Consider the following 24,663-nt stretch of genomic DNA (forward strand, 5'->3'; position numbering starts at 1 on the left):
CCTCCCGCTTCGGCTGCCGCAGCCGAAGCGGGAGGGCGGACTGACGCTCACCGAGGCGCCGAGCACGGTGAGCTTCACGGCCGATCCCGGAGCGGGCACCCCGCCGGGGCAGTTCCAGACGTTCTGGCTGTCGCTGGGCCCGCTGCCACCGGACACGGATGTGCTGCACCTGCCGACCGAACAGCGCTACGACGACGGAACGGTGGTGGACTGGGCCACCCCGGCCCGGCCGGGTGCCACGGAACCGGAACACCCGGCCCCGGAGATCACGCTGGCCGGTGTCTCCCGCCCTCGAGCAACGGCCCAGCACGCGGGAACCGGCGACGGGACGGCGCGACTACTCGGCGGGCTCGGCGTGGGGATCGGGGTACTCGGTCTGGGGCTCGCGATCGGGGTGCTGCTGCGCCAGCGAAGGGTGAACCGATGAGGCGGGCAGTGCTACTGGCCGCGCTGATGCTGGGATTCGCCGGGCTCGCCGGTCCCGCGTTCGCGCACAACACCTTCGTCGGATCGAGCCCGGGAAACGGTGCCACGGTCGGCAGTTCCCCGAAGCAGGTGACGGTGACCTTCGGCGAACCCGTGCAACAGGGGGAGAATCGCATCTCGGTGCTCGGCCCGGACGGGCGCAGCCAGTGGCAGGCACAGCGTCTGGCCACTGTGGACGGTGACAGCGTACGGGTGCCGCTGCGCGAACTCGGCCCCGCGGGCCGCTACACGATCGCGTACCGGGTGATCTCGGCGGACGGGCACCCGGTTTCCGGAACCGCCACGTTCACCCTGAGCACACCGGGCCACGGCACGCCCGCTGATCCGGAACAGTCCGAACAGGCCGGTACCGGCGGCGGGATCCCGGTCTGGGTCTGGGTGGCCGGGGTCGTGCTGCTGCTCGTGGTCGCGATCGGGCTGGCGCTGCGGCTGACCAGGCCCGCGAGGAAGTAGTGCGCGCTCTGCCCTTCGCGGCGCTCGCCGTGGTGGTGGCGCTGACCGCGGCGGCGCTCGGGGTGGCCACGATTCCCATTGCGGTGCCGGGGATCCCGAACAGCCCACCGGCCATCGGGATCGGAATCTCGGTACTGCGCGGAGTGTTCTACCTTGCCGCCGTGGCGCTGCTCGGTGTGCACCTGTTGCCCGCGCTGGGGGCTTCGAAGGCGGGAACCCAGCCCATCGCCGCCTGCGCCGCGCTGGTGCTCGGTGCCTCGGCGCTCGGTCAACTCGTGCTGCAGAGCGCGGATTTCCGCCCGGAGCGTCCGGTCACCCTTGCTTCGATCGGCGAGTACGTGGTGCTGGTCGGCGCGGGGAAGGCGCAGGTATTTCTGTTCGCCCTCGCCGTGGCCCTCGCGGTGCTCGCGGTACTGGATGCGCGGCGCGGCGGCGGGATCGCACCCGCGCTGCCGCTGCTGGTCTCCGGTGCCGCGGTGCTCGTCCTGCCGCTTGTCGGGCATGCCACGGATCAGCCGGACTGGCGCGGGCGGCTCGGCACCGTGGCGATGGAGCTGCACGTGCTCGGCGCGCTGGTCTGGACCGGAGGGCTGCTCGCGGTGCTGTACACGGCACGACATCCCGCGGCGACGGTGCTCGCCCGGTTCTCCACGGTGGCCGGGACATGCCTGGCCCTCGTCACGGTCACCGGGATCTGCTTCGGTCTGCTACAGCTTGCCGCTGTTCCGGGAATTCCCTGGTATGTCACGCTTTTCCGGAACGACTACGGCCTGCTGCTGTGCGCCAAGCTGGTCTGCCTGCTCGCGCTGAGCGGGCTCGGGGCTGCCATGCGCTATCGAGTGCTGCCCGCCGTGCTCAGCGGAGCGCGTGGCGGATTCGCCCGGCTCGCGGTCGTCGAGCTCGCCGTGCTGGGGCTGGCGATCGGTGTCGCGGTGGTACTCACCAGAACACCGCTACAGCAATAGTGCGCCGATTCGATTTATTCGATCCCGGATATGCTCGAATACGAGCATATAACGAGACTATAACAGTGCCAGTTGCCGGGAACTTTTCCGCATCGTCATTGTTGGTTCGTGAGCTGCGAATATGCCCGCTATTCCCTGCTTTGTACGCCTGATCGGGTGATGACAAGGATGGTGGGACACGTTGACATCACCCGCGCGGGGCGAAAATATTCACCCATGCTTCGTACGCTCCTGGTAGCGCGTATTCATGCGGACCTGTGCCGCACGGCGAGCGCACTCTGTCACTGAACTCCGTATTGTTTCTGAATTCGCGGTAATTCGAAGTATCTGTTTCCGCCGTATCCGGATCGGATGGGCGGGTTTGTTCGTGCCCTCGCACGCTGTTGGAATCTGAAATGGAGAGTGGATGGTGAAAACCTCGCGACGATGGTCCAAGGTTGCGGCCGTACTCGCCGCCGCCGTGGTCGGTACCGGCCTCGCGGCATTCCCCGGAACGCAACCGGCCGAGGCGGCCGTGCAGGTCTCGACCGAGCACGCCAAGGCCGCGGACGGCAGGGACTACTGGGTGAAAAACCACCTGGTTCCGGGAAATCTGGCGGCCAAGGCCGATACCGGAGGCAAACGCAAGGAATGGCTGCTCGTCTGGGCCGGTGACGAGAACGTCGCCGATACCGCGGTCAAGGACATCAAGGGGTTGCCCGGATCCCTCGGCGGTGGCCTGGACAAGGTGAAGAACGCCCTGCCGGGGCCGGACTTCCTCGCGGTGATCGATGCGACGAAGGGATCCCCGGACTACGGCAAGGTGGTCAACACGGCCACCGTGGGGCCGCTGGTGGAGAACGAGCCGCACCACATGCAGTACACCTGGCACAAGGGCGACACGATCTATGCCGGTGGTTTGTTCAGCGCGGCCACCTACGCCTTCGACGTGTCGGCGCTGCCCAAGCTTACGCTCAAAGGGGTGAGCCTGCCGACCCAGACGCTCGGCGGGTCGGTCCCCGACGCGTACGACACGCTCAAGGACGGCACCGCCTACGGCACCTACATGGGTGGCCCGGTCGTTCCCGGTCCCTATGTGGACAGTAACGGGAAAACCGTGATCTCCAACGGGTTCGCGGGAAGTCCGGGGGAGGTGGTGCGCTTCGACCGGAAGGGCAAGGCACTCTCCCAGGTCTCCGCCGCCACCCCGCAGGGCGACAATCAGAAACTCTGTGACGACCTGCCGCAGCTGGGCAAGGCGACCTGTGCGAACCCGCACGGCATCCAGGTGCGCGAGGATCTGAACACCATGGTCACCAGTGACTACGTGGAACCGCGGAACATCATCCTGGACCCGGTGAAACAACCCTCGCCGTATCTGCGCCGCCCGACGATCCGGACCTGGGACATCGCCGACCGCGATCATCCGAAGCTGAAGTCGGTGGCCTATCTCCCCGACGGGCCGCGGTCGAATCCGAAAGATCCGCTGCACAACGAGAGCCGCGCGGTGATGGAGAACGGGGTCACGCACAAACCGGGCCACAAGGGTGCCTTCGCGCAGACCATGCAGGGCGGCGCGATCTTCTACACCCCGGACATCACGGCGAAGAAGCCGGAATGGCGCGAGGTCTGGGACGACGGAACTGCGGGCAAGAAGTTCGCCCAGGGGAACGACAACATCGGATCCGGCACCAACGGCGGCTGGGTCGCGGTGAGCCCGGACGACAAGTTCCTGTACCACGCGGTCATCGGGCGACCGAAGGGCACGCTCGGCCCGAGCGATCCGGGGACCAGTGGCGGGGTCTACACGCTGAACATCCAGAAGCTGATCGGTGCCGGTGATGACGTCAAGTGCGCCATCGACACCAAGTCCAAGGCCGAACAGGGCGGCGGTGCCGACTGCCCGACACTGGCCGGGGCGGCCGGGATCAACCCGGGGCAAGCCGGTCAGGGCCCGCACTGGGGCACCTACGATCACTTCCAGACCGGCAAGGACGGCTACTACCACGAAACCGAGCAGCCCTCACGCATCGCGGCCTCGGACTACTTCGTGGCCCGCTCCGGGCTGGACGGGGACCACAAGGTGTGGATGCTCGGCCTCGGCAAGGACGGGAAGCTGTCGGTGGACAAGGACTTCCGGGACGAGGTCACCGGCCAGGTCGGGGTCGACTTCAACCGGAAATCCTGGCCGCACGGCGATTTCGGATACGCGAAACCGCACTCCGAACTGTTCGTCGTCGCCGACAAGGACCTGAAGTAGGTCACCGGCAAGGAAAACCGGTCGGTGGTGCCGGGATATCCCGGCACCACCGACCGCCGAGCTTGGAGTCGTCATGGACATGCCGGGGATGGATCACGCGGCGCAGGCCGCCGAGGCCGGAACACCGATCCTCGCGGTGCTGCTGCGGATCGTGCTCCTGGTGGCCACCGCAGTGGTCGCCGGGCTGGGACTGCTGCGTCCGGTGGTGCGCGCGCACTCGAAACGGACCACGGTCTCGGTGTGCGCCGCGGCCGGGATCGCCGTGCTGGCGGCCGCGCTGTCGGTTCCGTTCGCACAGGCGGGGATCGCGGTCACGGTGGTGCAGATCGTGCTCACCGCCGCGATCGCCGTGCTGCTCGGTAAACCCGGGCCGGTCGCGGTGCTCGCCGTGCTGTTGACCGGATTGCTGATCGCCGAGGGATCACGCGAGGCGGCAGGCGGGCTGTGGTTCGCGCTGGACCTGTTCTTCATCCTGGCCGCGGTGGTACTGCTCGGCGCGGCCGGTTATCTGGCCACTGTGGACATTCGGAACTGGCGCCTGGATCGGTCGCGGGTACGGACACTGGGCCTTGGCGCCGCCGCGGTGCTGGCGGTCACCGGGACCGGGCAGTTGCTCGCCTCCGGGGTTGCCTTCGACCGGCGGCTGTACCAGACGGCGTACGGGCTCGTGGTGTTCGCCGGAGCGGTGCTCGCCGTGCTGGTGCTGATCGCTCTGCTGCTGCGCCGGTACGCGCGGATCGCCTCCCGGGCGGCGGCGATCGCCGTGGTGCTGAGCTTCGGCGCCTGGACCGCGGTGGCCGCGATCCCCGAGCCCGGTGCGCTGCCCACGCCGGGGGTTCCCGAACTCACCCACGTCCGGCTCGCGGGCAAGCAGGTTCCGCTGCTGGTCACCCCGAACCGGCCGGGTCCGAATCTGGTGCACTTCCCGGATTCCGCGGGCAGGGACATCACCGTCACAGGCGCGGACGGCCACCGGGTGCGCGCCGGTTCCCGGCCAGGAGCCGAGGGCAGCTGGGCGCGGGTGAACCTGCCCGCGGGGCGCGGCACGCTCACCATCGGCGATCAGGAAGTGGGCGTGGACACCGGAACCGGTGCCCCGCTGCCGCAGGCGGCCGGGCCGGACGGGCCGGAGTGCGCGAGTGCCGCACTCGGTTCCCTGGTCACCGGGAACCGGAACGTACTGCGTGGCTGCCCCGCCGATGCGCTCAGCGCGGGCGATGCGCGGGATCTGCGCACCACCGTGGGATTCCTGGCCGGTCGCGGGGCGCGGGTGATCACCGTGGCCGGGGACGCGAGCCCGCGTTCCACGGCGGCACAACGGGTTGTCCGCGAGGCCGCCGCGCGGCACGGGATCACGATCGCCGCAAGCCCGCATCCCGATGGGGCACTGCTGGTGCTCGCCGGATGGCAGCACGCGAGCGACACCCTGGTGCACACCCGCCGCGCGCAGCAGGAGGATCCGCTCTACGCCTACGGGAACTACCTCGCGCCCTGGCTGCTCAACGCGCCGATCGTGAATTCGGTGCCGACCTCGGAGCTGCCGCTGCGGTTCGACCCGCGGGTGCGCGAATCGCTGGAATTCTCCGTGGCACTGGAAAACCTGTTCGGCGGGGAGAACCCGTCCACGGCGGCCTATCGTTCCTGGGCGGCCGAGACCGGCGCGCCGGTGGATGCCGGGCTGCAGATCTACGGCTGCGCGCAGGTGAACGCGATGCCGATGGATTCCATGACAGACATGGGAAAACCGTATCCGGGGCAGTGGATCCCGGACGGCACGATCGTCCCGGTCACCGGAATTCTGCGCTGAGACATGTCCCGGGCAGCACGAGAAAGGACGCGATATGACGGCAATCGACGGCGGTTTCGGACTACCCGCGGCGCGGGCGCCCTCGGCACGGGCAGGCGTGGTCGGCGTGGGACTGGTGCTGGCGGTGGCGCTCGGGCTCGCCGTGTTCAACGCGGCGGGCTGGAAACCGACCCTGCTGTACACGCTCGGCTTGCTGCTCGGCCTGGTGTTGTTCCACTCCCGGTTCGGATTCACCTCGGCGTGGCGGCAGTTGGTCACCGTCGGCCAGGGCAGCGCGCTGCGGGCGCACATGCTGATGCTCGCGGTCGCGTGTGCGCTGTACGCGGTGATCCTGGGATTCGGGGCGAGCCTTTCCGGGCGGCCGGAGGGGCTGGTCATGCCCGCCGGGGTCGGGGTGATCCTCGGCGCGTTCCTGTTCGGGGTCGGCATGCAGATCGGCGGTTCCTGCGCCTCGGGCACGCTGTTCGCGGTCGGCAGCGGCCAGACGGCGATCCTCTACACCCTCGGCGGGTTCATCCTCGGTTCGATCGCGAGTGCCTTCGCCGCGAACTGGATCACCGTGCTGCAGAACCTCGGTCCGAAGGTCTCGTTCGCCGAAACCCCGCTCGGATATCCGGGCGCGCTGCTGATCTCGCTGGTGATCATCGCGGGCGTGGTGCTCGCCTCGCGGTGGGTGCAGCGGCGGCGCAGCCCACCACCGGTGCAGCGACCGCCATCGGCGCGGGGCGTCGCCAGGGTGCTGCGCGGTTCCTGGCCGCTGTGGGCGGGAGCGATCGCGCTGGCCGTGCTCAACGCCGTCACGCTGTTCGTCTCCGGCGGCCCGTGGGGCATCACCTCCGCGTTCAGCCTGTGGGGCGCGAAGATCCTCGGCTGGCTGGGCATCGACATCTCCGGAGCGCCGTACTGGCAGGTGACGAAGAACGCCAAGGCATTGCACGCTTCGGTGCTCGCGGACAAGACCTCGGTGATGGACTTCGGCATCATGATCGGCGCGCTCATCGCCGCGGCGCTCGCCGGAGCCTTCGTGCTGCACCGCAGCGTCCCGCCGCGGATGGCGCTCGGGGCCGTGCTCGGCGGAATCCTGATGGGATTCGGCGCGCGGCTCGCGGGCGGGTGCAATATCGGTGCCTATTTCTCCGGTATCGCCTCGTTCAGCCTGCACGGCTGGCTGTGGGGAATCATGGCCATCGGCGGCACCTATGCGGGAATAGCATTGCGCCCGCTTTTCGGACTGACAAATCCCAAACCGACGGATTCGGTCTGCTGAATCCTGATCCGCAACAACAGTGAGGAGTACGTACCTATGAAACGACGTTTCGCGCGTGTCCTGATCGGTGGCGGTATCGTCGCGGCGGCGCTGGCCGGAGCGGCCGGACCGGCGAGCGCGGCGCAGCCCGCGGACCAGGACGGTCCCGCCGTCTGGCTGGTGCCCGGGGTCGACCTCGGCGGCGTGCTCAGCCCCACCGTGGGGCTGCCGACCGCCCTGCTCGCTCCGGTGGACAAACTGCTGACCGTGTTGCACGGCTGAGGGCACGAAAACGGGGCCGTCGCGCCGAATCCGGTGCGGCGGCCCCTGTTCGCGGGTTCAGCTTCCGGAGGGCAGCAGCTTTCCGGGGGCCTCGGCGACCGACTGGATCAGCCCGACGACCGGGACCCCGAGCACCGTGTAATCGGTCCAGATGTCGTGCAGACCGCTGGTGTCCGGCTCGCCCACGATCGCGGGATCGCCGCCATCGCCTGGGCCGCCGCCGGTCGCCGCCATCGCCGGTACTCCCGCGCCCGCGAGCAGGCCGAGCGCGATCACCGAGGACGTGATTCCACGCCGGAGACAAGTGCGCATAACCGTATTCCCAATCTGGTTCCGGTGGTTATTTTCCGGAACTACCGTGGCATCGCGCGCTGGGAAAAGAAAGCGTGATCCAGTTCTCGGGAATTCCTCGATATTCGAGTATTCGCGGGTCAGTAGGCGAGCGCGGCGCTGTTATTGCGGTTGTGCGAGGCGGCCTCGACCCGGCCGGTGACCGGATCCCGGGAGATCGCGACCCAGTAGCCCTCGCCGCCGAACCGCGCGGCCTCGGAGCTGACCTCGGTCCACGGTAGCCCGCTCGCCTCGAGCACGGCGTGGTCGTATTCGCCCTCGTGGAACACGGCGGTGGCGGCCCCGGTGGCCGGGTCGAAGGACGGCATGAAGAAGTCCGGCGTGTTCACCGCCTCCTCCACCGTCATCCCCAGCCGGAGGTGATTCAGCAGGCACTGGAAGGTTTTCTGGTGCAGGCCCGAGCCCATCGAGGCGAAGCCGAGCACCGGATCGCCCGCCCGGAACACGATCCCGGTCTCGGTGGGCGCGGGCAGCCGGCCGCCGGGTTCGGTGGCCGCGATCTGCTGTTGCTGGTGCGCGCCCGGATCGCCGACCGTGATCCCGTCCACCACGATCGCGGGCCTGCCCCACAGCACGCAGTTGATCGAGTGGGTGATCGCCGCGATGTTGCCGTGCTCGTCGACCGCGACCACATCGTCGGAGTGCCGCGGCGGCACGGTTTTCCAGGGCAGTGGGGAACCGTTCTCGATCCGCTGCCACAGCTGCCGGGCGTGCTCCGGGGTGACCCGGTTCTCCGGCGAGAAATCCAGCCCGGGGAACGCGGCAGCCACGGTCTCCGCCGGTAGACTCGACACCAGCAGCAGTTGGGTGATGTCCAGCGCGCGGCGCAGGGATTCCCCCGATTCCGTCCAATGTGGACTATCGGTCAGACCCGCCGCGGTGGCGAGGTTCTGCGCCTCGATCATCGCGATACCACCGGCGTTCGGCCACGGCGCGGTGGCGATGACCAGTTCCTCGCCGAGGTCCGCGCGCAGTGCGGGAGCCCACCGCACCTCGTAGTCGCGCAGGTCCTGCATGGTCATCCGGCCTCCGTCGGCGCGCACCGCTTCGACGATCCGTTCGCCGAGCGGGCCGTGGTAGAGATGATCGGTTCCCGTTTCGGCGATCTGCCCCAGGGTGCGCGCGAGCCGCGGCTGCCGAAGCGTTTCACCGTGACGGTAGCGCGAACCGTCCGGCTTCAGCAGGGTTTCCCTGGTCTCCGGAAGCCGCCGCAGGTCCTCCTCGCGCATCGTGTAGGCGAGGTCCAGCCCGGGACTGATCGGAATCCCGCGCTCCGCGAACTCGATCGCGGGTCCGAACAGGCTCGCGAACGGAAGCCTGCCGAACCGCTGGTGCCCCGCCTCCACCCCCTTGAGGAAACCGCCGACGAGCGCGGCCCTGCCGCTGGGCGCCGCGCCCCGCGCCGCCTCGACGCTGCCATCGAGGGTCACCCCGCCGGGGATCGACAGCGGATCGTTCTCCCCGGCGACCGTGTTCCACTCGGCGTTCATCGTGTGCACTTCGCCGCTGCTCGCCTCGTAGTACACCAGCGACATGATGCCGAAGTAGCTGACCGCGGATCCGGCGGTGAGCGCAACCTGGGCCAGCGCGGTGGTCATCGCCGCATCGGCCGCGGTGCCACCCTGGCGCAGGGCTTCGAGACCGGCCCGCGCCGCCGGTGCTCCGTAGGCGACGGTCACCGCCCCGTGGTCGCCGCTCGCCGCGCCGGCCCTGGTCCGCACCGCGGTCTGCGCCTGGAAAAACCGCTCGTACTCGCCCGGCTGCCAGCTCGCCGGGCCGAGATCGATCCCTGAATCAACCACGATGTTCCTTTGCTGCCGGGGACGACCCAAGAATCGGGCATCTCATGCTCACCGCGCGTCCGGCAACTGTCAAAAGATCCGGCCCGCAGGTGCGACAAGTGCCGAGCCTGGCCGCAGGCTATACCGATCTGTATAGTCGACCGCGGTATACAGATCGGTATAGTCAATCGGCTGGAGGAGTCCACATGACCTTTCTGAGCGGCGATCTCCTGGTGGACGGTGTTCGGCTCGCGTATCGCGATCGGGGTACGGGGGAGCCGGTGGTCTTCGTGCACGGCACGCCGTCGCATTCCCATGAATGGCGGGACGTGGTCCCCCGGGTCGAGGCGACCGGTCATCGCGTGCTCACCTATGACCTGTTGGGGTATGGGCGATCCGAGCGTCCGCTGGACCGGGACACCTCGGTGGCCGGGCAGACCACGCTGCTCGGGGCGTTGCTCGACGAGCTCGGTCTGGACCGTGTCACCATCATCGCGCACGACATCGGCGGTGCCATTGCTGCGCGGTTCGCCCTCGCCGCCCCCGAACGGGTGCGGCGGCTGATGCTGCTGGACACGGTCAGCTATGACTCCTGGCCATCGGCGAGCTGGCGCTCGATCATCGCCGAACACCTCGAGGACTACCGGAATCTGTCCCGGCGGGAGTTCGACACTTTGCTGACCCGCCAGCTCGAAATGACCGTGGCGGACAAGGAAATCATGACCGGCGCGGTACTCGAGGCCTACCTGGCACCACACCAGTCCGGCCTCGGGCCCGGTTCGTTCTTCGAACACCAGGTCCGCCACTACGACTCGATCTACACCGAGGAGATCAGCGCGCACCTCGGCCGGTTGCGCATGCCGGTGCGCATCCTCTGGGGTGCGCAAGACGAATGGCAGCCCCTCGACTACGCCCGGAAGCTCGCCGCCGACATTCCCGGCGCCGAACTCGTCACCATCCCGGATGCCGGTCACTTCGTCATGGAAGACGCGCCCGACCGGGTCACCGAGGAGATCCTGGACTTTCTCGGCATCTCAGCATGAGGGAACACCGGAGCAGGATTTCGTTGCGGTGACTGCGTTTTGTGGTCTTCGCGCGTCCGGGTGTCGCCTGAACGGCGGTAGGTCCGGTCCTGCCGCGGATGGCAGGCTCGATCCGGTGGGCGGATGCGCCGCTGTCCACATTGTCTAGTGGAAGGTCACTCGATGACGGTCCAGGGATCTGTCGGGCAGCAAGCGGTGAGCGCACTCGCCGCGCCGGACACCGAGGGTTTCACGACGCTGTGCGACATGCTGCTCAGAGCCGATGAGGCCCGGCTGGTGTTCCCGGAATCCGGGCAGGTACTGACGACCGGCGAACTGGTCGAGCGGGCGGGCGGAATCGCCGCCGAGCTGGCGGATTCCGGTGTGGGCACCGGATCGGTGGTCGGCGTTCTCGGCCCGACCTCTCCGGACTTCGTGGCGGCCGTCTTCGGGATCATGTTCGCCGGTGCGGCGGCCACACTCCTGCCGGTCCCCTCGATGGCCACCGGGCCGGACGCCGCAGTCGAGGCCTTCTCCGGCCTGCTGAACAAGGCCGGGGTGCGCCTCGTGCTCACCGACGCGGCGACCGCGGGCCTGCTCACCACGCTGATCCCCGGGGAAACCGGAATCCGGTTGCTGGAGGTGGGAAACTGCCGAACGGGCACGCCACCGATCGCCTGCCGCCCCGGCCCGCGGGATCCCGCGGTGGTGCAGTTTAGTTCCGGAAGCACGGCCGCGCCGAAGGGAATCGTGCTCACCCACGAGGCGCTGTTGCCCAGCATCCGGGGCACGCTGGCCCGGATGGGCACGACCAGCTCGGACATCGCGTGGCAGTGGGTTCCGTTGTTCCACGACTTCGGCCTGATCGGCCTGCTGAGCTTTCTCTACATCGGCCTGGAGGCCCATCTGGTCAACCCCGGCGCGTTCATCCGCGATACCGCGGGAGCGTTGCGCTATCTGGCCGAGCACCGGGTCACGATCTTCACCGGACCCAATTTCGCCTATGACCGCCTCGTTTCGGCCGCGCGGTCCGCGGACGGCCGCCCCGATCTGCGCTTTCTGCGCAGCGCGGTCAACGCCGGTGAGGTGGTCCGCGCGTCCACGATGCGCGATTTCGCCGAAATACGGGGAAAAGCGGGTGTGATGACGCCCGGCTACGGCATGGCCGAATTCTGCGTCGGTATCACGCTGCAGCACACGGAAGTGGTCTCCCGGACGGTGCACGTCGACCGGTCCAGCCTGGAGAACGGGGCCAGGGTCCGTTTCCTCGCCGAAGCGGATCCGTACGGACTGCCCGTTGTCTCCCAGGGGCCGCCGTTTCCCGGGGTCACCGTCCGGATCGTCGACGCAACCGGGTTTCCGCTTCCCGCCGGGCATGTCGGCGAGATCGAAGCGACCGGCCCCAACCTGATGAGCGGCTATCTCGGGGACCCCGAGGCCACCCGCGAGCGCATGCACGCGGGCTGGTTCCGCACCGGCGACACCGGTTTCCTGCACGACGGCGAGCTCTACGTCACCGGCAGGATCAAGGACGTGATCATCGTCGCGGGCCGCAATATCCACGCCGAGGACGCGGAATCGATCGCCGGTGTGGTCGACGGCGTCTATCACGGGCACTGTGTGGCCGTGGCCGAGCCAGACAGCGAACGCATGCTCGTCGTGGTGGAAACCCGGAGCGAGGACCACGATGCGCTCACCACGCGGGTGCGCCAGGCGATCTCCGGACGGCTCGGCATCGGCGAGATCGCGGTCCGCGCCGTGCCACGCGGCTGGCTTCCCCGCACCACCAGCGGCAAATGGCGGCGCGCCGAAGTGCGCGAACGCCTTGCGGCGCAACAGGAGCAGCACGGATGAACGAGACAACCGAAACACTGCGGGTCCTCGCGCGTCATCTCGCGCACGCGCTCGAGCTCGCCCCGGAGGACATCGATCCCGCACAACCGCTGACCGAGCTGCCGAACGTGGACTCGCTTCGGCTGCTGGATGCGGTCTCGGCGACCCAGGACGAGCTCGGTGTGCAGATCAGCGAGGAGGCCCTGTTCACCGCGCGCACGGTCGCCGACCTCGCGGAGCTGTGCCGTCCTGTCGGCCACGAAGGGAAAACCGCGTGACCACCGAACCGTTCACGATGTGCCCGTACCAGACCGATACCGATGCGAAACTGGCCGAGCTGCGGGAAAGCGGCCCGGTGCACCGGCGCGTGCTTTCCACCGGGCTCCCGGTGTGGATCGTCACCAGGTACGCCGAGGTGAAGGAGGCGCTGCAGCATCCACTCCTTTCCGCGAATCCCGCCACGGTCACCGATCCGCGGGCGCGCTTCGGTGGCAGCCGTCATCCCGAGGACGGCATCACCATGAGCGGCAGGCACGCGCTCAACACCGAGGAAACCGAGCACCGCCGGTTGCGTGCGGTGCTGTCCTCGGCCTTGTCGGCCAAGGCGGTGGCCCGGCTGCGGCCGATGGTGCACGAGGTCGTGGACAGCCGCCTCGAACACCTTGCGCGGCAACCGCGGCCCGATCTCTGCGCGGATTTCGCCTATCCGGTGGTTGCCGAGGTCGCCTGCCGGGTCTTCGGTATCGAACCGGGCCTGGCCGGGGAAGTCGCCCACCTGGTCACGACCATGTCCACCTTCGCGAGCCCGGTCCGCGGCGATATCGCCGAGGCGCAACGCGAACTCCAGCGGTTGTGTCTCGCGACGATCGAGGACAAGCGCGCCGCTGCCGGTGACGACCTGATCTCGCTCGCGGTGCACCGGTATTACCGGGCCGAGAAACTGAGCTTCCGTGAACTGGTCAGCACCGTCATGCTGGTGCTCGCCGCCGGTATCATCACCACGGCGACCGCGATCGGGTACGGTGCCGCCCTGTTCGCCGGGCAGCCGAGGCTGCTCGATTCCCTGCACGACGAGGATCCCGGGCCACTGATCGACGGGCTGCTCCGGCACCATCCCTCGATCCCGTTCGCCATCTGGAGATTCGCCAGTGCCGAGCTCGAACTCGGCGGGGTGCGTATTCCCCGCGACGCACACGTGATGCTCTGCCTGGCCAGCGCCAATCACGATCCGCGCGTGTTCAGCTCCAGCGGAGCGCTCGAGGAACAGAACTCCGCCGAGCCCGCGCACCTGAGCTTCGGGTACGGCATGCACTACTGCGCCGGTGCGCACCTGGCCCGGCTCGAACTGACGGTCGCGCTTCCCGCACTGTTCGCGCGTTTTCCCGGGCTGCAACCGGAAATTCCCGCCGAACGCCTGGAATGGACGCCGAACCTGATCGACCGCAGGATCGTCGAACTCCCCGTCCGGCTCGGCGCGGCCACCGCACCACGATGAGGATCGGCGGACAACTGCACCTCGCCGCCGCCACCGAATGGCTGCCGGACAAGCGTTATCGAGCGGAAGAAGCGGTGGCCGCGGGGGCCAGCACCGACTCGGACACCGCGAACGCCGCCTACCGCGCGGTGCCCGTCGCCGGGGAGATTCCCGCCTGGCGCATGGCACTGGCCGCGTGCCGGAACGCCTGCGCGACCGCGCGGATCGAGCCGGACGGGATCGATGTGCTCGGCTACTCCGGAATCACGCTGAGCGAGGAGGATCCCTGGTCGCCCGCGCACCGGATCGCGCGCACCCTCGGCGCCGAGCACAGCATCGCTTTCGCCACCGAGCAGATGTCGAACGGCGGGGTGGCCGCACTGCACTACGCCGCGAGCACCCTGCTCACCGAATCCCGCACCAGTACCGCACTCGCCTGCACCGCGGCGAACTTCAGCGAACTGCCCTACGACCGCTGGAACACCGCGCCGAGCACCGTCCTCGGCGACGGGGCCACCGCCGTGCTCATCGGAACCCGGCCGGGCCCCTACGCCGTGCTCAGTCTGGCCATCGCCGGTGATCCCCGTGCGGAGGAACGGTTTCCGCGGTTCCACCCGTTCCGCAGGCAACCGGAGGGCAGTGCCGAACTGAGCACCGATTTCGTGCACAACCTGCGCGCCATCCGCGAACTGACCGGGATCACCTGGCAGCGCGCCCTCGCCGATGCCGGGCTCACCGAGGAACAGGCGCGGGACACCATCGACGTCGTGTGCACCGTCCGCCTCGGTGCCCAGGTCGTCCGGCACTCGATCCTGGCCGCGCTGCCCGCATTCCTGCGCCGGCGCCATCTCCCGTTCGGCCACGAAACCGGCCACCTCGGGCCCGGGGACACCCTCGCCAATCTCGCCGCGCTCGCCCGGCTCGATACCCTGGCACCCAGCAGACGGGCGCTGCTGCTCTGTCTGGGTGCCGGTCTCACCACCAGTGCCCTGATCATCGAGCGAACGGATGTCCGCCAGCCGAATCGGACACAGGATGGCGGCCCTCAGGCGAAGTAGGCGCGGCAGGCGAGCTGGAGTCTGAGCCGCTGTTCCGGGTCGTCGAGGTCGGCGGCGAGTAGTTCACCGGCCCGGCGTACGCGCTGGCTGACGGCATTGCGATGCAGGTGCAGTGCGGCAGCCGCGTTGCTCGGCGAGCCGTTGTGGTCGAGGTAGCTTTGCAGCGCGGCGATCAGTGGTTCCGCTTTGTGCGCGCCGAGGCACAGCAGCGGACCGAGTAGTTCGGTCACGGCTTCGCGGGCGGGTGTGGATGAGTACCAGTCGAAAAGCATCCGGTCGAGACCTGCCGCGTCGTAGTAGCCGGGCGCGGTGGCATCGGGCTCGAGTCGTTGTACGGCACCGCGGGCCTCGCGAGCCGAGGCCTGGATACCGCGCGGGCCCTGATGTGCGGTGCCGACCCCGCAGCGGAATCCGTGCCCTGGCAGGCGAGTGCGGATGTGGTCGAGCAGCTGCCCGGCGTGCGAACGCGGCTCGGGCCGGTCGTGGTGCTCGGTGAGCAGCACGTGCACGGCATCGTCCGCGGTGCAGGTGGTGCGCTGGGCGCAGGGGTGGTCGAGGCCCTGGATTTCCCGTTCGGCGGTGGCGAGCAGCCGGTAGCGCTCGGTACCGGTACTGGCCGACGGTTCGATCCGGGCCACGGTGTGCGTTCCGTCGATGGCGAGGCCGAGTGCCCGGGCACGGGCGGCGAGGCTCAGCGCGTGTTCGGCAGGCGCACTGAGCAGTTCGGCGAGCAGCCCGCCGCGCGATCTGGCGGAGATGGTGCTCACCCCGGCGGCGTGTACCGCCGCGGCCAGGCTGAGCACGATTCGGCTGAACGGGGTGTCGGCGCCGCCGGAAAGCCGGTTCTCGCCGAAGGTCACGGTGCATTCGCCCGCCGTGGCGCCATCGTGACGCACCGGTTCCCCGATGGCTTGTGCCGCGATCTCGAGCGGATCGGCTTCGCCGGAGCGGAGTGCGCGGGCGGCCGTGTCGAGCCGGGAGAGCGCGGCGGTGGCATCGCCGAGCAGGGCATCGCGCATGATCAGGAACAGCTCGACCGGATCACGAGGAGTGTGCAACAGGCACAGCTCGCCCCGTTCGGCGATCCGCTGCGCCGTGACCGGGATCGCCGCGTCGGTCTCCACCAGCAGTGCGGCCAGCCCCGCGCGCACGGCGTCGCGCAGGGCCAGATCCAGCCGATGTCCGAGGTGCGGGCCGAGCAGCACGGCCAGGGTCCCCGGGGAGCATCGGGTGATCTCTTCGGCGGTACGCAGCAGCCGCGCCGACCGCGCCGAGCCCTCGGTGGGCCCGGCGAGTACGGAGATCCCGGCCAGTCCCGGGGTGGCGAGCAGTTCGGACAACAGCATCCGCACAGTGTGCTTGCTGCACAACGAATTCGCCAGCTGTGTGCGCACAGCCCTTCGTTCACCTCCCGGTGCGCCTTAGGGTGGCCGAATGCTGCTCACCGCCGAACTGGTTCCCGACCTCGCGCTGGGCTGCGCGGTCCTGGGCTCCGGAGGTGGCGGCAGCACGAGCCTGTCCGCGGCCCTCGCGGCGCAGGCGATCGAGGAATGTGGCCCTGTGCAGGTGTGCGCACCCGGCCTGCTGCCCGCCGATACCGCGGTGTTCACCGTGAGTCAGGCGGGATCCACCCTGCTGAGCGAGGAGATGCTGGGCGGGAGAGCGGACGCCGAGGTGATGCGCGAGGCCCTGGAACGGCTCACCGGACGGGTGCCGCGCGCCGTACTGTGCGCCGAGATCGGCGGGTTCGGCGGGCCGTTCGCGGTGGCCTGGGCGGCCCGTCTCGGCTTGCCGCTGTTCGATGCGGACGCCATCGGCAGGGCGTATCCGCGCATGGACCAGAACGTGTTCGAGCTCGCCGGGCTGCCCGCCGGTCCGGCGCTGCTCTGCGACGGGCGTGGGCGGACCGTGTTGCTGGACTGGGCGGACGGTGCTTGGCTGGAACGTTTCGTGCGCGCCAGCCTGGACGCGTACGGCGGCCAGGTCTTCTCCTGTGACTATCCGGTCGACGCCGGTCAGGTCGCCGAGTACGCGGTCGGGGATTCGGTGTCCCGCGCGCTGCGTATCGGCGCGGCGGTGCGTGCCGGTGATCCCGATGCCGCCGGGTTGCGCACGCTCGCCACGGCCAAGGTCACCGAGGTCGGGCAGTACGAGGGGCACACCGAGGCGGTGCTTTCCGGAGTGCTCGCCGATGCGGACCGGCTGTTGCGGCTGGTGGTGGCCGACGAATACCTCGCGGTGTTCGAGAACGGCGAACCGCTGGCCATGGTCCCCGATGTGATCACGCTGCTCGGCAGCAGTGGACCGGTGAGTGCCGAGGAACTGCGCTACGGGCAGCGGGTGACCGTGGTGACCGCGCGCAGCGCACCCGCCTGGTACACCCCGGCCGGTCTGGCGCTCGGTGGTCCGGAGGCATTCGGGGTGCGCACATGATCGGTGTGGACATCGGTGTCCGCGAGACGACGGCGGTGCTCGACGGTACGACGGTGCGGGTGCCGAGTACCGCCGATGTGTACGGCGGAGTGCGTACGGCGCTGGACCGGCTCGGTGCCAGCGGGCCGGTGGTCTATGGGCTGCACAATCTCGGGCGCGCGGTGCTGTGCCGTACCGGGCTTGCCCGGGTGGCGGTACTGCGTATCGGCGGTGGTGCGGTGGATGCGGTGCGCCCGTTGTACGACTGGCCGGAGCCCTTGCGCGCGGCGGTACACGCGGACAGCACGATCGTCGACGGTGGCGTGGAACGCAGCGGCCGCGCGATCGCCCCGCTGGACCGCGCCGCCACGATCGCCTTCGCCGAACGCAATCGTGGCGCCGCCTTCGCGATCTGCGGTCCGTTCGGTCCGTTGCACGACGAGCAGGAGCGGGACGCAGCCGAGCTGGTGCGTGCCGCTGCCGGAACCGAACACGTTTCCTGCTCGGCGGATATCGGATCGCTCGGTTTACGAGGGCGGGAGAACGCCTGTGTGCTGGACGCCGCGCTGCGTCCGCTCGCCGCCCGGCTGGCCGAACGGCTTGCCGCTCCGGATGCCTATTTCCTGTGCGGGGACGGCAGCTGCTGCGCGCTGGATCTGCTCGCCGAGCGGCCGAGCAGCGCACTGGGCAGTGCGCACGCGGCCTTGCTGCGCGGTGCGGCGGAGCTGCGCGGACGGACCGAATTGCTCGTCGTGCTGGAGGACGCCGTCGGTGCGGTGGCGGGCGAACTGCTCGTGGAATCCAGCGCGGCGCGGTTCGCCGGGGTTCCGGTGAGCCTGCCGATCGCCGAGACGCTCACCGCCACCGATGCCGAGGGGCTCGCCGAAGCGCTGGACCGGTTGGCGCCGGTACCGGGACAAACACCGGTGCAGCGGATCGGCGAGCTCGACGCCGATCCCGCGGTGGTGCGCGCCGTCGGGGCCGCCGCGGCTCCCGTCGTCGGGCGGAGCGTGCGGGTGGACGATTCGGGAGAGGCCGCCGAACCGGCCGCCCGCGCGGATGCGATCCGCCGCGGTGCCGAACCGGCGGACGTGCGCACCGTTTCCGCATGGCGGCACCGCTTGCCCTACCTGCACGCGGCGGGAATTCGTTCGATCGCGGTCGCGGCCGGCCCGGCGGTGCACCATGGGAAAGGAGCAGCGGATGGCGGATGAGGACTACCCGCTCGAACGGGTGCCGAGGGCCAAGCGGCATGCCTGGTTCGGGGTCGCGGTGCAGCGCTTCGGGCAGCTCTCCGATCTGACCCAGTTCCTGGTCGGTGCCTCGCTCGGGGCCGGGCTGACGTTCTGGGGCGCGTTCTGGGCGTTCACCCTCGGTTCGGTGACCCTGGAGGTCGTGTCGATCTTCATCGGGATCGCCGGGATGCGCGAAGGGGTCTCCACCTCGGTGCTGGCCCGCTGGACCGGTTTCGGCCGGTACGGCGGGGCGTTGCTCGGCCTGCTCATGGCGGTGAGCCTGTTCGGCTGGTTCGGTGTGCAGACCGGGGTGTTCGCCGAAGGGCTGCATTCGATGCTCGGCGGGGTGCCGCTGTGGGCCTGGTGCCTGATCGCCGGGGTCGGCACGACCCTGTTGGTGCTGCGTGGTTTTCGCGCGATGGGCTGGACGGCTTTCGTCACGGTGCCCGCTTTCCTCGGTCTTGTCGGCTGGGCGGTGGGAACACGTTTGGCGGATCAGCCGGTGCACGCGGGTTTTGCCGGGCACCCGTTCGGCGCCCCGCTGACCATCGCCAGCGGGGCCACCATCGTCGCCGGTTCGTACATGATCGGCGCGCTCACCACTCCGGACATGACCCGGTTCAACCGCACCGCCGGGGATGTGGTGAAGCAGACGGTCGTGGGTATCACGCTCGGCGAGTACGTGCTCGGGCTCGCCGGGGTGTGGCTGGCCCAGGCGATGCGTTCCTCGGATCTGATCGCGCTGATCACCGCTTCCTCGGGGGCGGTCGGGGTGCTGATCCTGATCTGCGCCACCGTCAAGATCAACAACTGGAACCTGTACTCCTGCGTGCTCGGGCTGATCAACGCCGTGCAGACGCTGTTCGGGATCCGGCTGCACCGGGTGACCTGCACGATCGTGCTCGGGGTGCTCGGCAGTCTCGCGGCCGCGCTGGGCATTCTCGGCGCGTTCACCGGTTTCCTGAACGCGCTCGGGATCGTCACCACCCCGGTCGCGGGGATCATGGTCGCGGAGTACTTCATCGTCCGGCGCTGGCGCGGTGAGCTGGACGTTTCCCGGGCGCGCGGCAGGCTCCCGGACACCGAGGTCGGCTGGGTACCCGGCACGATGCTGGTCTGGGCACTGGCGATCGCCGTAGGCTGGCTCTCGGATTCCCTTGGCTGGTGGGGGATTCCCGCGTTGAACGCGCTGCTGATCGGGCTGCTCGGCTATGTCGTGCTCGGCAGGCTCGGCTGGCTCGGCGCGCGCGGGAGCTTCACCTTCGAACAGCCGGAAAACCCGGCGGCAACCGTCGAGATCGGAGAACAACACGGTGCGAATCGGGATTGACGTCGGTGGCACGAACACCGACGCGGTCGTGCTCGACGCGGACAACCGGGTCCGGGCGTCGACCAAACAGGTCACCACGGCCGATATCACCACGGGCATCACGGCCGCGGTGGGCGCGCTGCTCGCGGAGATCGATGCGGAGATCGAGTCCGTGATGATCGGCACCACGCATTTCCTGAACGCGCTCATCGAGCGCAGCAGGCTGGCGAAAGTGGCCGCGGTCCGGCTGTGCCTGCCGTCCTCGGCCGCGGTGCCACCGATGGTCGACTGGCCCGGCGAACTGCGCACCGCGCTGGGGGACACGGCCTTTCTGTGCCACGGCGGCCGGGAGTTCGACGGCCGCGAACTGTCCACTATAGACACCGAGGAACTGCGCCGGATCGCCGCGCGGATCGCCGATTCCGGGATCGACTCGATCGCGATCTCCTCGGTGTTCTCTCCCGCGGCCCCGGAGGACGAACGGATCGCGGCGGAGATCCTGGCCGCCGAACTCGGCGAGGTGCACATCTCGCTGTCCAGCGATATCGGCCGGATCGGTTTGCTGGCACGAGAAAACGCGACGATCGTGAACGCCTCGCTGCGCGGGCTCGCGGAGCACATCGTGGATTCCTTCGCCACCGGGCTCGCCGAGGTCGGGGTCACCGCGCCGATCTTCCTGTCCCAGAACGACGGCACCCTGATGGATGTGCAGCGGGCGCGCCGTTATCCGGTCGCCACCTTCGCCTCCGGGCCGACCAACTCGATGCGCGGCGCCGCCTTCCTCTCCGGGCTCACCGACTGCGCCGTGGTGGACATCGGCGGAACCACGACCGATATCGGCATCCTCTCCGCCGGGTTCCCGCGGATCGCCGCGAACGAGACCAGGATCGCCGGAGTGCGCACGAATTTCCCCATCCCGGACGTGTACTCGGTCGGGATCGGCGGTGGCTCGCTGATCGCCGGGGACGCCACGACGGGCCCGCGCAGCGTCGGCTACCGGCTCACCGAACAGGCCATGGTGTTCGGCGGGGATACCCTGACCGCCACCGATCTCGCGGTCGCCGCGGGATATGCCGAGATCGGTGATCCGGCCAGGGTGGCGCAGCTGGACCGGACGACGGTGGACACCGCGCTGCGCGGGATCGCCACCCGGATCGACGAGGGGATCGACCGGATGCGCACCTCGGCGGCCGCGTTGCCGGTGGTGCTCGTCGGCGGGGGCAGTGTGTTGCTGCGCGATCGGCTGCCGAACTTCGCCGAGGTGCACCGCCCGGACCATTTCCCGGTGGCGAACGCGGTCGGGGCCGCGATCGCGCAGTGCAGCGGTCTGGTGGACGGCATCTACCGGATCGGCCCCGGACAGCGGGAGACCGTGCTCACCGAGGCGCGCGCCGAGGCCATCGACCGGGCCCACCGGGCCGGTGCGCGGCAGGGAACGGTGGAGATCGTGGACATCCAGGAAATCCCGCTCGCCTATCTGCCCGGCGGGGCGACCCGGATCTGTGTCAAAGCGGTGGGCGAGCTCGCCGCGCGAAAGGAGGAGCCGAGCCGTGCGTGAGATCGGCGTAGCACAACTCGAGGATCTGGCCAGGGGTGCGGCGATCCTCGGCACCGGCGGTGGCGGCGATCCCTATGTGGGGATGCTGTACGCGCGTGGTGCGATCGAGCGCAACGGACCGGTGCGAGTGCTGGAGTTCGGCGAGGTCCCCGCGGATGCGGCGGTGCTGGCCATCTCCGGGATGGGAGCGCCGACGGTGCTGCTGGAGAAACTTCCCGCGGGCACCGAGGAAATCGCCGCACTGCGCGCCTATGAGCACTACACCGGCATCACGGTGAGCCATATCGCGCCGATCGAGATCGGCGGCATCAACTCGATGATCCCGCTCGCGCTCGCCGCCGAACGCGGACTGCCCGTCGTGGACGGGGATGCGATGGGCCGGGCGTTCCCCGAGCTGCAGATGGTGCTGCCGAACCTCGCCGGGATCAGGGTCACCCCGATCGCGCTCGCCGACGACAAGGGCAACACGCTCGTCGTCGACGCGGTGGACGCGCACGCTGCCGAACGCATCGCGCGCGCCGCGTGCACCGAACTGGGCGGCCAGCTCAGCAGCGCGGACACGCTGATCCGGGGCGAGCAGCTGGATTCCGCGCTCGTGCCGGGAACGCTCGGGCTGGCCGAACGCCTCGGCGCCACGGTGCGCACCGCCCGCGAACAGGGCGCGGATCCGATCGCCGCGGTCACCGAACTGCTCTCCGCGGTCGTGCTACTGCACGGAAAGGTCGAGGATGTCGCGCGGCACACCGCGGGCGGGTTCGTGCGCGGGCACGCGTGGATCACCGCGCCGGAGGGAAAACTGCGGCTGGACTTCCAGAACGAGCACCTGCTCGCCACCGTGGACGGGCGGATCCGGGCCACCACACCGGATCTGATCTGCGTGCTGGACACCGAGACCGGCGAACCCGTCACCACCGAGGGAATGCGCTACGGGCTGCGGGTCACCGCGATCGCCGTGCCCTGCGATCCGCGCTGGCGCACCGAGGCGGGCCTTGCGCTGACCGGTCCGCGCTATTTCGGCTACGAGACCGATTACCGCCCGATCGCCGCGGACCGCTAGGAGAGGGGTTCCCCTGGTTTGTCCGCGGTCTTCCGGCCCGGGTTCAGGTCGTGCTCGATCTCCTCGAGGCTGCGGCCGCGGGTTTCCGGAACCCAGCGGTACATGAACAGCACGGCAGCGATGGTGAGTGCGAGGTAGAGCAGGAAAACCTGGGCCTGGCCGAGAAGTTCGACCAGTGGCAGGAAGGTGATCGAGACGATCGCGTTCGAACCGAAGATCATCATGGTGGCCAGCCCCGCGGCCCGTGCCCGCAGCCGCAGCGGATAGATCTCGGAGTTGATCAGCCAGAACGCGGGGCCGAGCCCGATGGCGAACGCGCCGACGAAAGCCATCAGCGCGGTGACGCTGAGCCAGCCGGGTGCGCTGGCGGAGAAGACGAACGCGAGCAGCGCCAGGCAGACCGCCATCACGGCGGTACCGGCGATCAGCAGGGTGCGCCTGCCGATCCGGTCGAGCAGCAGCAGCGAGACCACGGTCATCGCCAGGTTGACCACGCCGATGCCGACCGTGCTCAGGGTGGCGCTCTGCGCGGAGAATCCGACGTCGTCCAGGATCGTGGGCGCGAAGTAGATGACCGTGTCGATCCCGGTGATCGTCTGGAACAGTGCCAGGGTCAGCCCGATGAACAGTGCGGGCCGGACGGCGCGGCCGAGCAGCGCCCGCATCCCGGCTTCCGGTCGTTGCGAGGCGGCGCGGATCTCGCCGAGTTCGTGTTCGGCCGAATCCGCCCCGGTGACCCGGGTCAGCACGGTGCGAGCCCGATCGAGGTGGCCCTTGGTGGCCAGCCAGCGCGGGCTTTCCGGTAACACCGCCAAGGCCGCGAGCAGCACCAGCGCGGGGACCGCGGCCAGCCCGAACATCCACCGCCAGCCGCCCGTCGGGGCGAACGCGGAGTTGACCAGATAGGACACCAGGATCCCGGCGGTGATCATCAGCTGGTTCAGCGAGACGAGCGCGCCGCGGAATTTCGGTGGCGCGATCTCCGCGATGTACACCGGAACGGTGAGCGCGGCGGAGCCCACCCCGATTCCCTGCAGAATCCGGGCCAGCACCAGGATTCCGTACCCGGGCGCGATGGCGGCGAGCACCGCACCGGCCACGAACGCGACCGCGGCGAAGCTCAGCGCGCGCCTGCGGCCCCACCGGTCCGAGACGGGCCCGCAGACCCGCGCACCGGCCACGGCACCCAGCTGCATCATGCTGACCACCACGCCCTGCTGGAAGGAGGTCAGGTCGAACTCGGTGCGGAAGAACAACAGGGCACCGGAGACGACGCCGGTGTCATAGCCGAAGAGCATGCCACCGAGCGCCGCGGCGGAGGCGATCAGCCAGATCGAGAACCGGGAAGTGCTTCGTCGCACGGATTTTCCTCTCAACGCGGGACAGGGTGATGGTTCGGTAGCAGTTCCGGTCCACCCGTTTCCGGGAACGTGGGCAGCTGGCGGAATGCCTCGCCGTACCGGGCGCCGACCAGGGCACCGCGATCGGCGGCGTGCCCGCGCATCAGATCCTGGTACTCGATGCCGTAGGCGGTGTGCAGCCATTCGCGCTGGCTGCGGTGTTCGCCGAGGATCGCGGACTTGCGGTCGATCACCGTGGACACGTCGACGATCTGCTGTGGCGCGAAGCCGTGCCCGCCGAGGGTGTCCATGATGAACACGGTGGGGATCTCGCATGCGGGGAACGCGCCCTCGATGAGCGGGACCGCGCAGGGGATCCGTGCGTCCTGGGCGATCTGGCCCGCGGTGCGGTGATCCGGATGGTAGTCCGCGGTGGAGTGGGTGAACAGCACCCGCGGCCGCGCCTGGCGGATAGCGTCGATGAACCGCCGCCTGGTGGGCTCCTCGTTGAACAGGAACTCGTCCGGGTACCCGAGCCAGATCAGCTCGGCGCCCAGCCGTCCGGCCGCGGCAAGGGCTTCCCCGTACCGGCGTTCGGCGATCTCTTCCTTGGTGCCGAAACTGGAACCGACCTCGCCGTTGGTGGCGATGGCGATGGTGACCTGATCGCCGCGGTCGGCATAGAGCGCGAGCGTGCCGCCGCACAGCAGCTCGACGTCGTCCGGATGGGCGCCGATGGCCAGAACGTTCATGAC

Annotated in this window: 23 protein-coding genes; 18 read left to right on the forward strand and 5 right to left on the reverse strand. The window is 69.3% G+C overall.

Features of this window, described 5'->3' with window-relative positions; genetic code table 11:
- The 8 genes from AD72_RS03305 to AD72_RS03335 form a co-directional block, all read left to right on the forward strand.
- Positions 1 to 427 (forward strand): DUF1775 domain-containing protein (locus AD72_RS03305; protein WP_037344740.1); only part of this gene is annotated, 427 nt, incomplete at its 5' end.
- Complete coding sequence (locus AD72_RS03310; protein WP_031464868.1) at positions 424 to 939, forward strand: copper resistance CopC family protein; 516 nt, start codon at positions 424 to 426, stop codon at positions 937 to 939. The genes AD72_RS03305 and AD72_RS03310, both read left to right, overlap by 4 nt.
- Positions 939 to 1,904 (forward strand): copper resistance D family protein, encoded by a 966-nt coding sequence (locus tag AD72_RS03315; RefSeq protein WP_031464869.1) that lies wholly within the window; start codon positions 939 to 941, stop codon positions 1,902 to 1,904. The genes AD72_RS03310 and AD72_RS03315 overlap by 1 nt, the downstream gene beginning before the upstream one ends.
- A 216-nt stretch (positions 1,905 to 2,120) precedes the next feature.
- Positions 2,121 to 2,192: a putative leader peptide gene (locus AD72_RS38150; RefSeq protein ID WP_425480752.1), complete on the forward strand. Its 72-nt coding sequence runs from the start codon at positions 2,121 to 2,123 to the stop codon at positions 2,190 to 2,192.
- Between the two features lie 118 nt (positions 2,193 to 2,310).
- Positions 2,311 to 4,143, forward strand: coding sequence for a hypothetical protein (locus AD72_RS03320; RefSeq protein ID WP_051897815.1), 1,833 nt, complete (start codon positions 2,311 to 2,313; stop codon positions 4,141 to 4,143).
- 73 nt (positions 4,144 to 4,216) lie between these two features.
- The gene (locus AD72_RS03325; RefSeq protein ID WP_051897817.1) at positions 4,217 to 5,950 is read left to right on the forward strand and encodes a hypothetical protein; all 1,734 of its coding nucleotides are present in this window, start codon (positions 4,217 to 4,219) and stop codon (positions 5,948 to 5,950) included.
- Positions 5,951 to 5,984: 34 nt separating this feature from the next.
- A complete protein-coding gene (locus tag AD72_RS03330) occupies positions 5,985 to 7,217 on the forward strand; it encodes a YeeE/YedE family protein (RefSeq protein ID WP_031464872.1) in 1,233 nt (410 codons plus the stop codon).
- 36 nt (positions 7,218 to 7,253) lie between these two features.
- Complete coding sequence (locus AD72_RS03335; protein ID WP_031464873.1) at positions 7,254 to 7,478, forward strand: hypothetical protein; 225 nt, start codon at positions 7,254 to 7,256, stop codon at positions 7,476 to 7,478.
- 57 nt (positions 7,479 to 7,535) lie between these two features.
- On the opposite strand, the gene AD72_RS03340 is transcribed toward AD72_RS03335, so the two are convergent.
- Both AD72_RS03340 and AD72_RS03345 read right to left on the reverse strand, forming a co-directional pair.
- Positions 7,536 to 7,790 (reverse strand): hypothetical protein, encoded by a 255-nt coding sequence (locus AD72_RS03340; protein WP_031464874.1) that lies wholly within the window; start codon positions 7,788 to 7,790, stop codon positions 7,536 to 7,538.
- A gap of 119 nt (positions 7,791 to 7,909) precedes the next feature.
- The gene (locus AD72_RS03345) at positions 7,910 to 9,631 is read right to left on the reverse strand and encodes a gamma-glutamyltransferase (RefSeq protein WP_031464875.1); all 1,722 of its coding nucleotides are present in this window, start codon (positions 9,629 to 9,631) and stop codon (positions 7,910 to 7,912) included.
- 185 nt (positions 9,632 to 9,816) lie between these two features.
- Between AD72_RS03345 and AD72_RS03350 the strand changes: the two genes are divergently transcribed.
- From AD72_RS03350 to AD72_RS03370, 5 genes are all read left to right on the forward strand, one after another.
- The gene (locus AD72_RS03350) at positions 9,817 to 10,653 is read left to right on the forward strand and encodes an alpha/beta fold hydrolase (RefSeq protein ID WP_031464876.1); all 837 of its coding nucleotides are present in this window, start codon (positions 9,817 to 9,819) and stop codon (positions 10,651 to 10,653) included.
- 162 nt (positions 10,654 to 10,815) lie between these two features.
- Complete coding sequence (locus AD72_RS03355) at positions 10,816 to 12,486, forward strand: AMP-binding protein (RefSeq protein WP_197284865.1); 1,671 nt, start codon at positions 10,816 to 10,818, stop codon at positions 12,484 to 12,486.
- Positions 12,483 to 12,743, forward strand: coding sequence for an acyl carrier protein (locus AD72_RS03360; protein ID WP_031464878.1), 261 nt, complete (start codon positions 12,483 to 12,485; stop codon positions 12,741 to 12,743). Before AD72_RS03355 ends, AD72_RS03360 begins: the two co-directional genes overlap by 4 nt.
- Positions 12,740 to 13,960, forward strand: a complete 1,221-nt coding sequence (locus AD72_RS03365; RefSeq protein WP_031464879.1) for a cytochrome P450 — start codon at positions 12,740 to 12,742, stop codon at positions 13,958 to 13,960. Before AD72_RS03360 ends, AD72_RS03365 begins: the two co-directional genes overlap by 4 nt.
- Complete coding sequence (locus AD72_RS03370) at positions 13,957 to 14,997, forward strand: beta-ketoacyl-[acyl-carrier-protein] synthase family protein (RefSeq protein WP_031464880.1); 1,041 nt, start codon at positions 13,957 to 13,959, stop codon at positions 14,995 to 14,997. Before AD72_RS03365 ends, AD72_RS03370 begins: the two co-directional genes overlap by 4 nt.
- Here the strand turns inward: AD72_RS03370 and AD72_RS03375 are convergent.
- Positions 14,985 to 16,391 (reverse strand): PucR family transcriptional regulator, encoded by a 1,407-nt coding sequence (locus tag AD72_RS03375; RefSeq protein ID WP_051897819.1) that lies wholly within the window; start codon positions 16,389 to 16,391, stop codon positions 14,985 to 14,987. The genes AD72_RS03370 and AD72_RS03375 overlap by 13 nt on opposite strands.
- A 40-nt stretch (positions 16,392 to 16,431) precedes the next feature.
- Between AD72_RS03375 and AD72_RS03380 the strand changes: the two genes are divergently transcribed.
- The 5 genes from AD72_RS03380 to AD72_RS03400 are packed head-to-tail and all read left to right on the forward strand — an operon-like array spanning position 16,432 to position 22,568.
- On the forward strand, positions 16,432 to 17,430 hold the full coding sequence (locus AD72_RS03380) for an S-methyl thiohydantoin desulfurase family protein (RefSeq protein ID WP_031464882.1): 999 nt from the start codon (positions 16,432 to 16,434) through the stop codon (positions 17,428 to 17,430).
- Complete coding sequence (locus tag AD72_RS03385; protein ID WP_051897821.1) at positions 17,427 to 18,623, forward strand: hydantoinase/oxoprolinase N-terminal domain-containing protein; 1,197 nt, start codon at positions 17,427 to 17,429, stop codon at positions 18,621 to 18,623. The genes AD72_RS03380 and AD72_RS03385 overlap by 4 nt, the downstream gene beginning before the upstream one ends.
- Entirely contained in the window at positions 18,613 to 19,974 is a 1,362-nt protein-coding gene (locus AD72_RS03390; protein ID WP_037344743.1) for a purine-cytosine permease family protein, read from the forward strand. The genes AD72_RS03385 and AD72_RS03390 overlap by 11 nt, the downstream gene beginning before the upstream one ends.
- Positions 19,958 to 21,511 (forward strand): hydantoinase/oxoprolinase N-terminal domain-containing protein, encoded by a 1,554-nt coding sequence (locus AD72_RS03395; RefSeq protein WP_031464885.1) that lies wholly within the window; start codon positions 19,958 to 19,960, stop codon positions 21,509 to 21,511. Before AD72_RS03390 ends, AD72_RS03395 begins: the two co-directional genes overlap by 17 nt.
- A complete protein-coding gene (locus AD72_RS03400; protein WP_031464886.1) occupies positions 21,504 to 22,568 on the forward strand; it encodes an S-methyl thiohydantoin desulfurase family protein in 1,065 nt (354 codons plus the stop codon). The genes AD72_RS03395 and AD72_RS03400 overlap by 8 nt, the downstream gene beginning before the upstream one ends.
- On the opposite strand, the gene AD72_RS03405 is transcribed toward AD72_RS03400, so the two are convergent.
- Both AD72_RS03405 and AD72_RS37470 read right to left on the reverse strand, forming a co-directional pair.
- On the reverse strand, positions 22,565 to 23,929 hold the full coding sequence (locus AD72_RS03405) for a sugar porter family MFS transporter (RefSeq protein WP_037344745.1): 1,365 nt from the start codon (positions 23,927 to 23,929) through the stop codon (positions 22,565 to 22,567). The two genes, AD72_RS03400 and AD72_RS03405, sit on opposite strands and share 4 nt — an antisense overlap.
- Before the next feature lie 11 nt (positions 23,930 to 23,940).
- Positions 23,941 to 24,660, reverse strand: coding sequence for a PIG-L deacetylase family protein (locus tag AD72_RS37470; RefSeq protein WP_031464888.1), 720 nt, complete (start codon positions 24,658 to 24,660; stop codon positions 23,941 to 23,943).
- Positions 24,661 to 24,663 lie beyond the last annotated feature (3 nt).

Origin of the sequence: Sciscionella sediminilitoris (assembly GCF_000737195.2) — a bacterium.
GTDB lineage: Bacteria > Actinomycetota > Actinomycetes > Mycobacteriales > Pseudonocardiaceae > Sciscionella > Sciscionella sediminilitoris.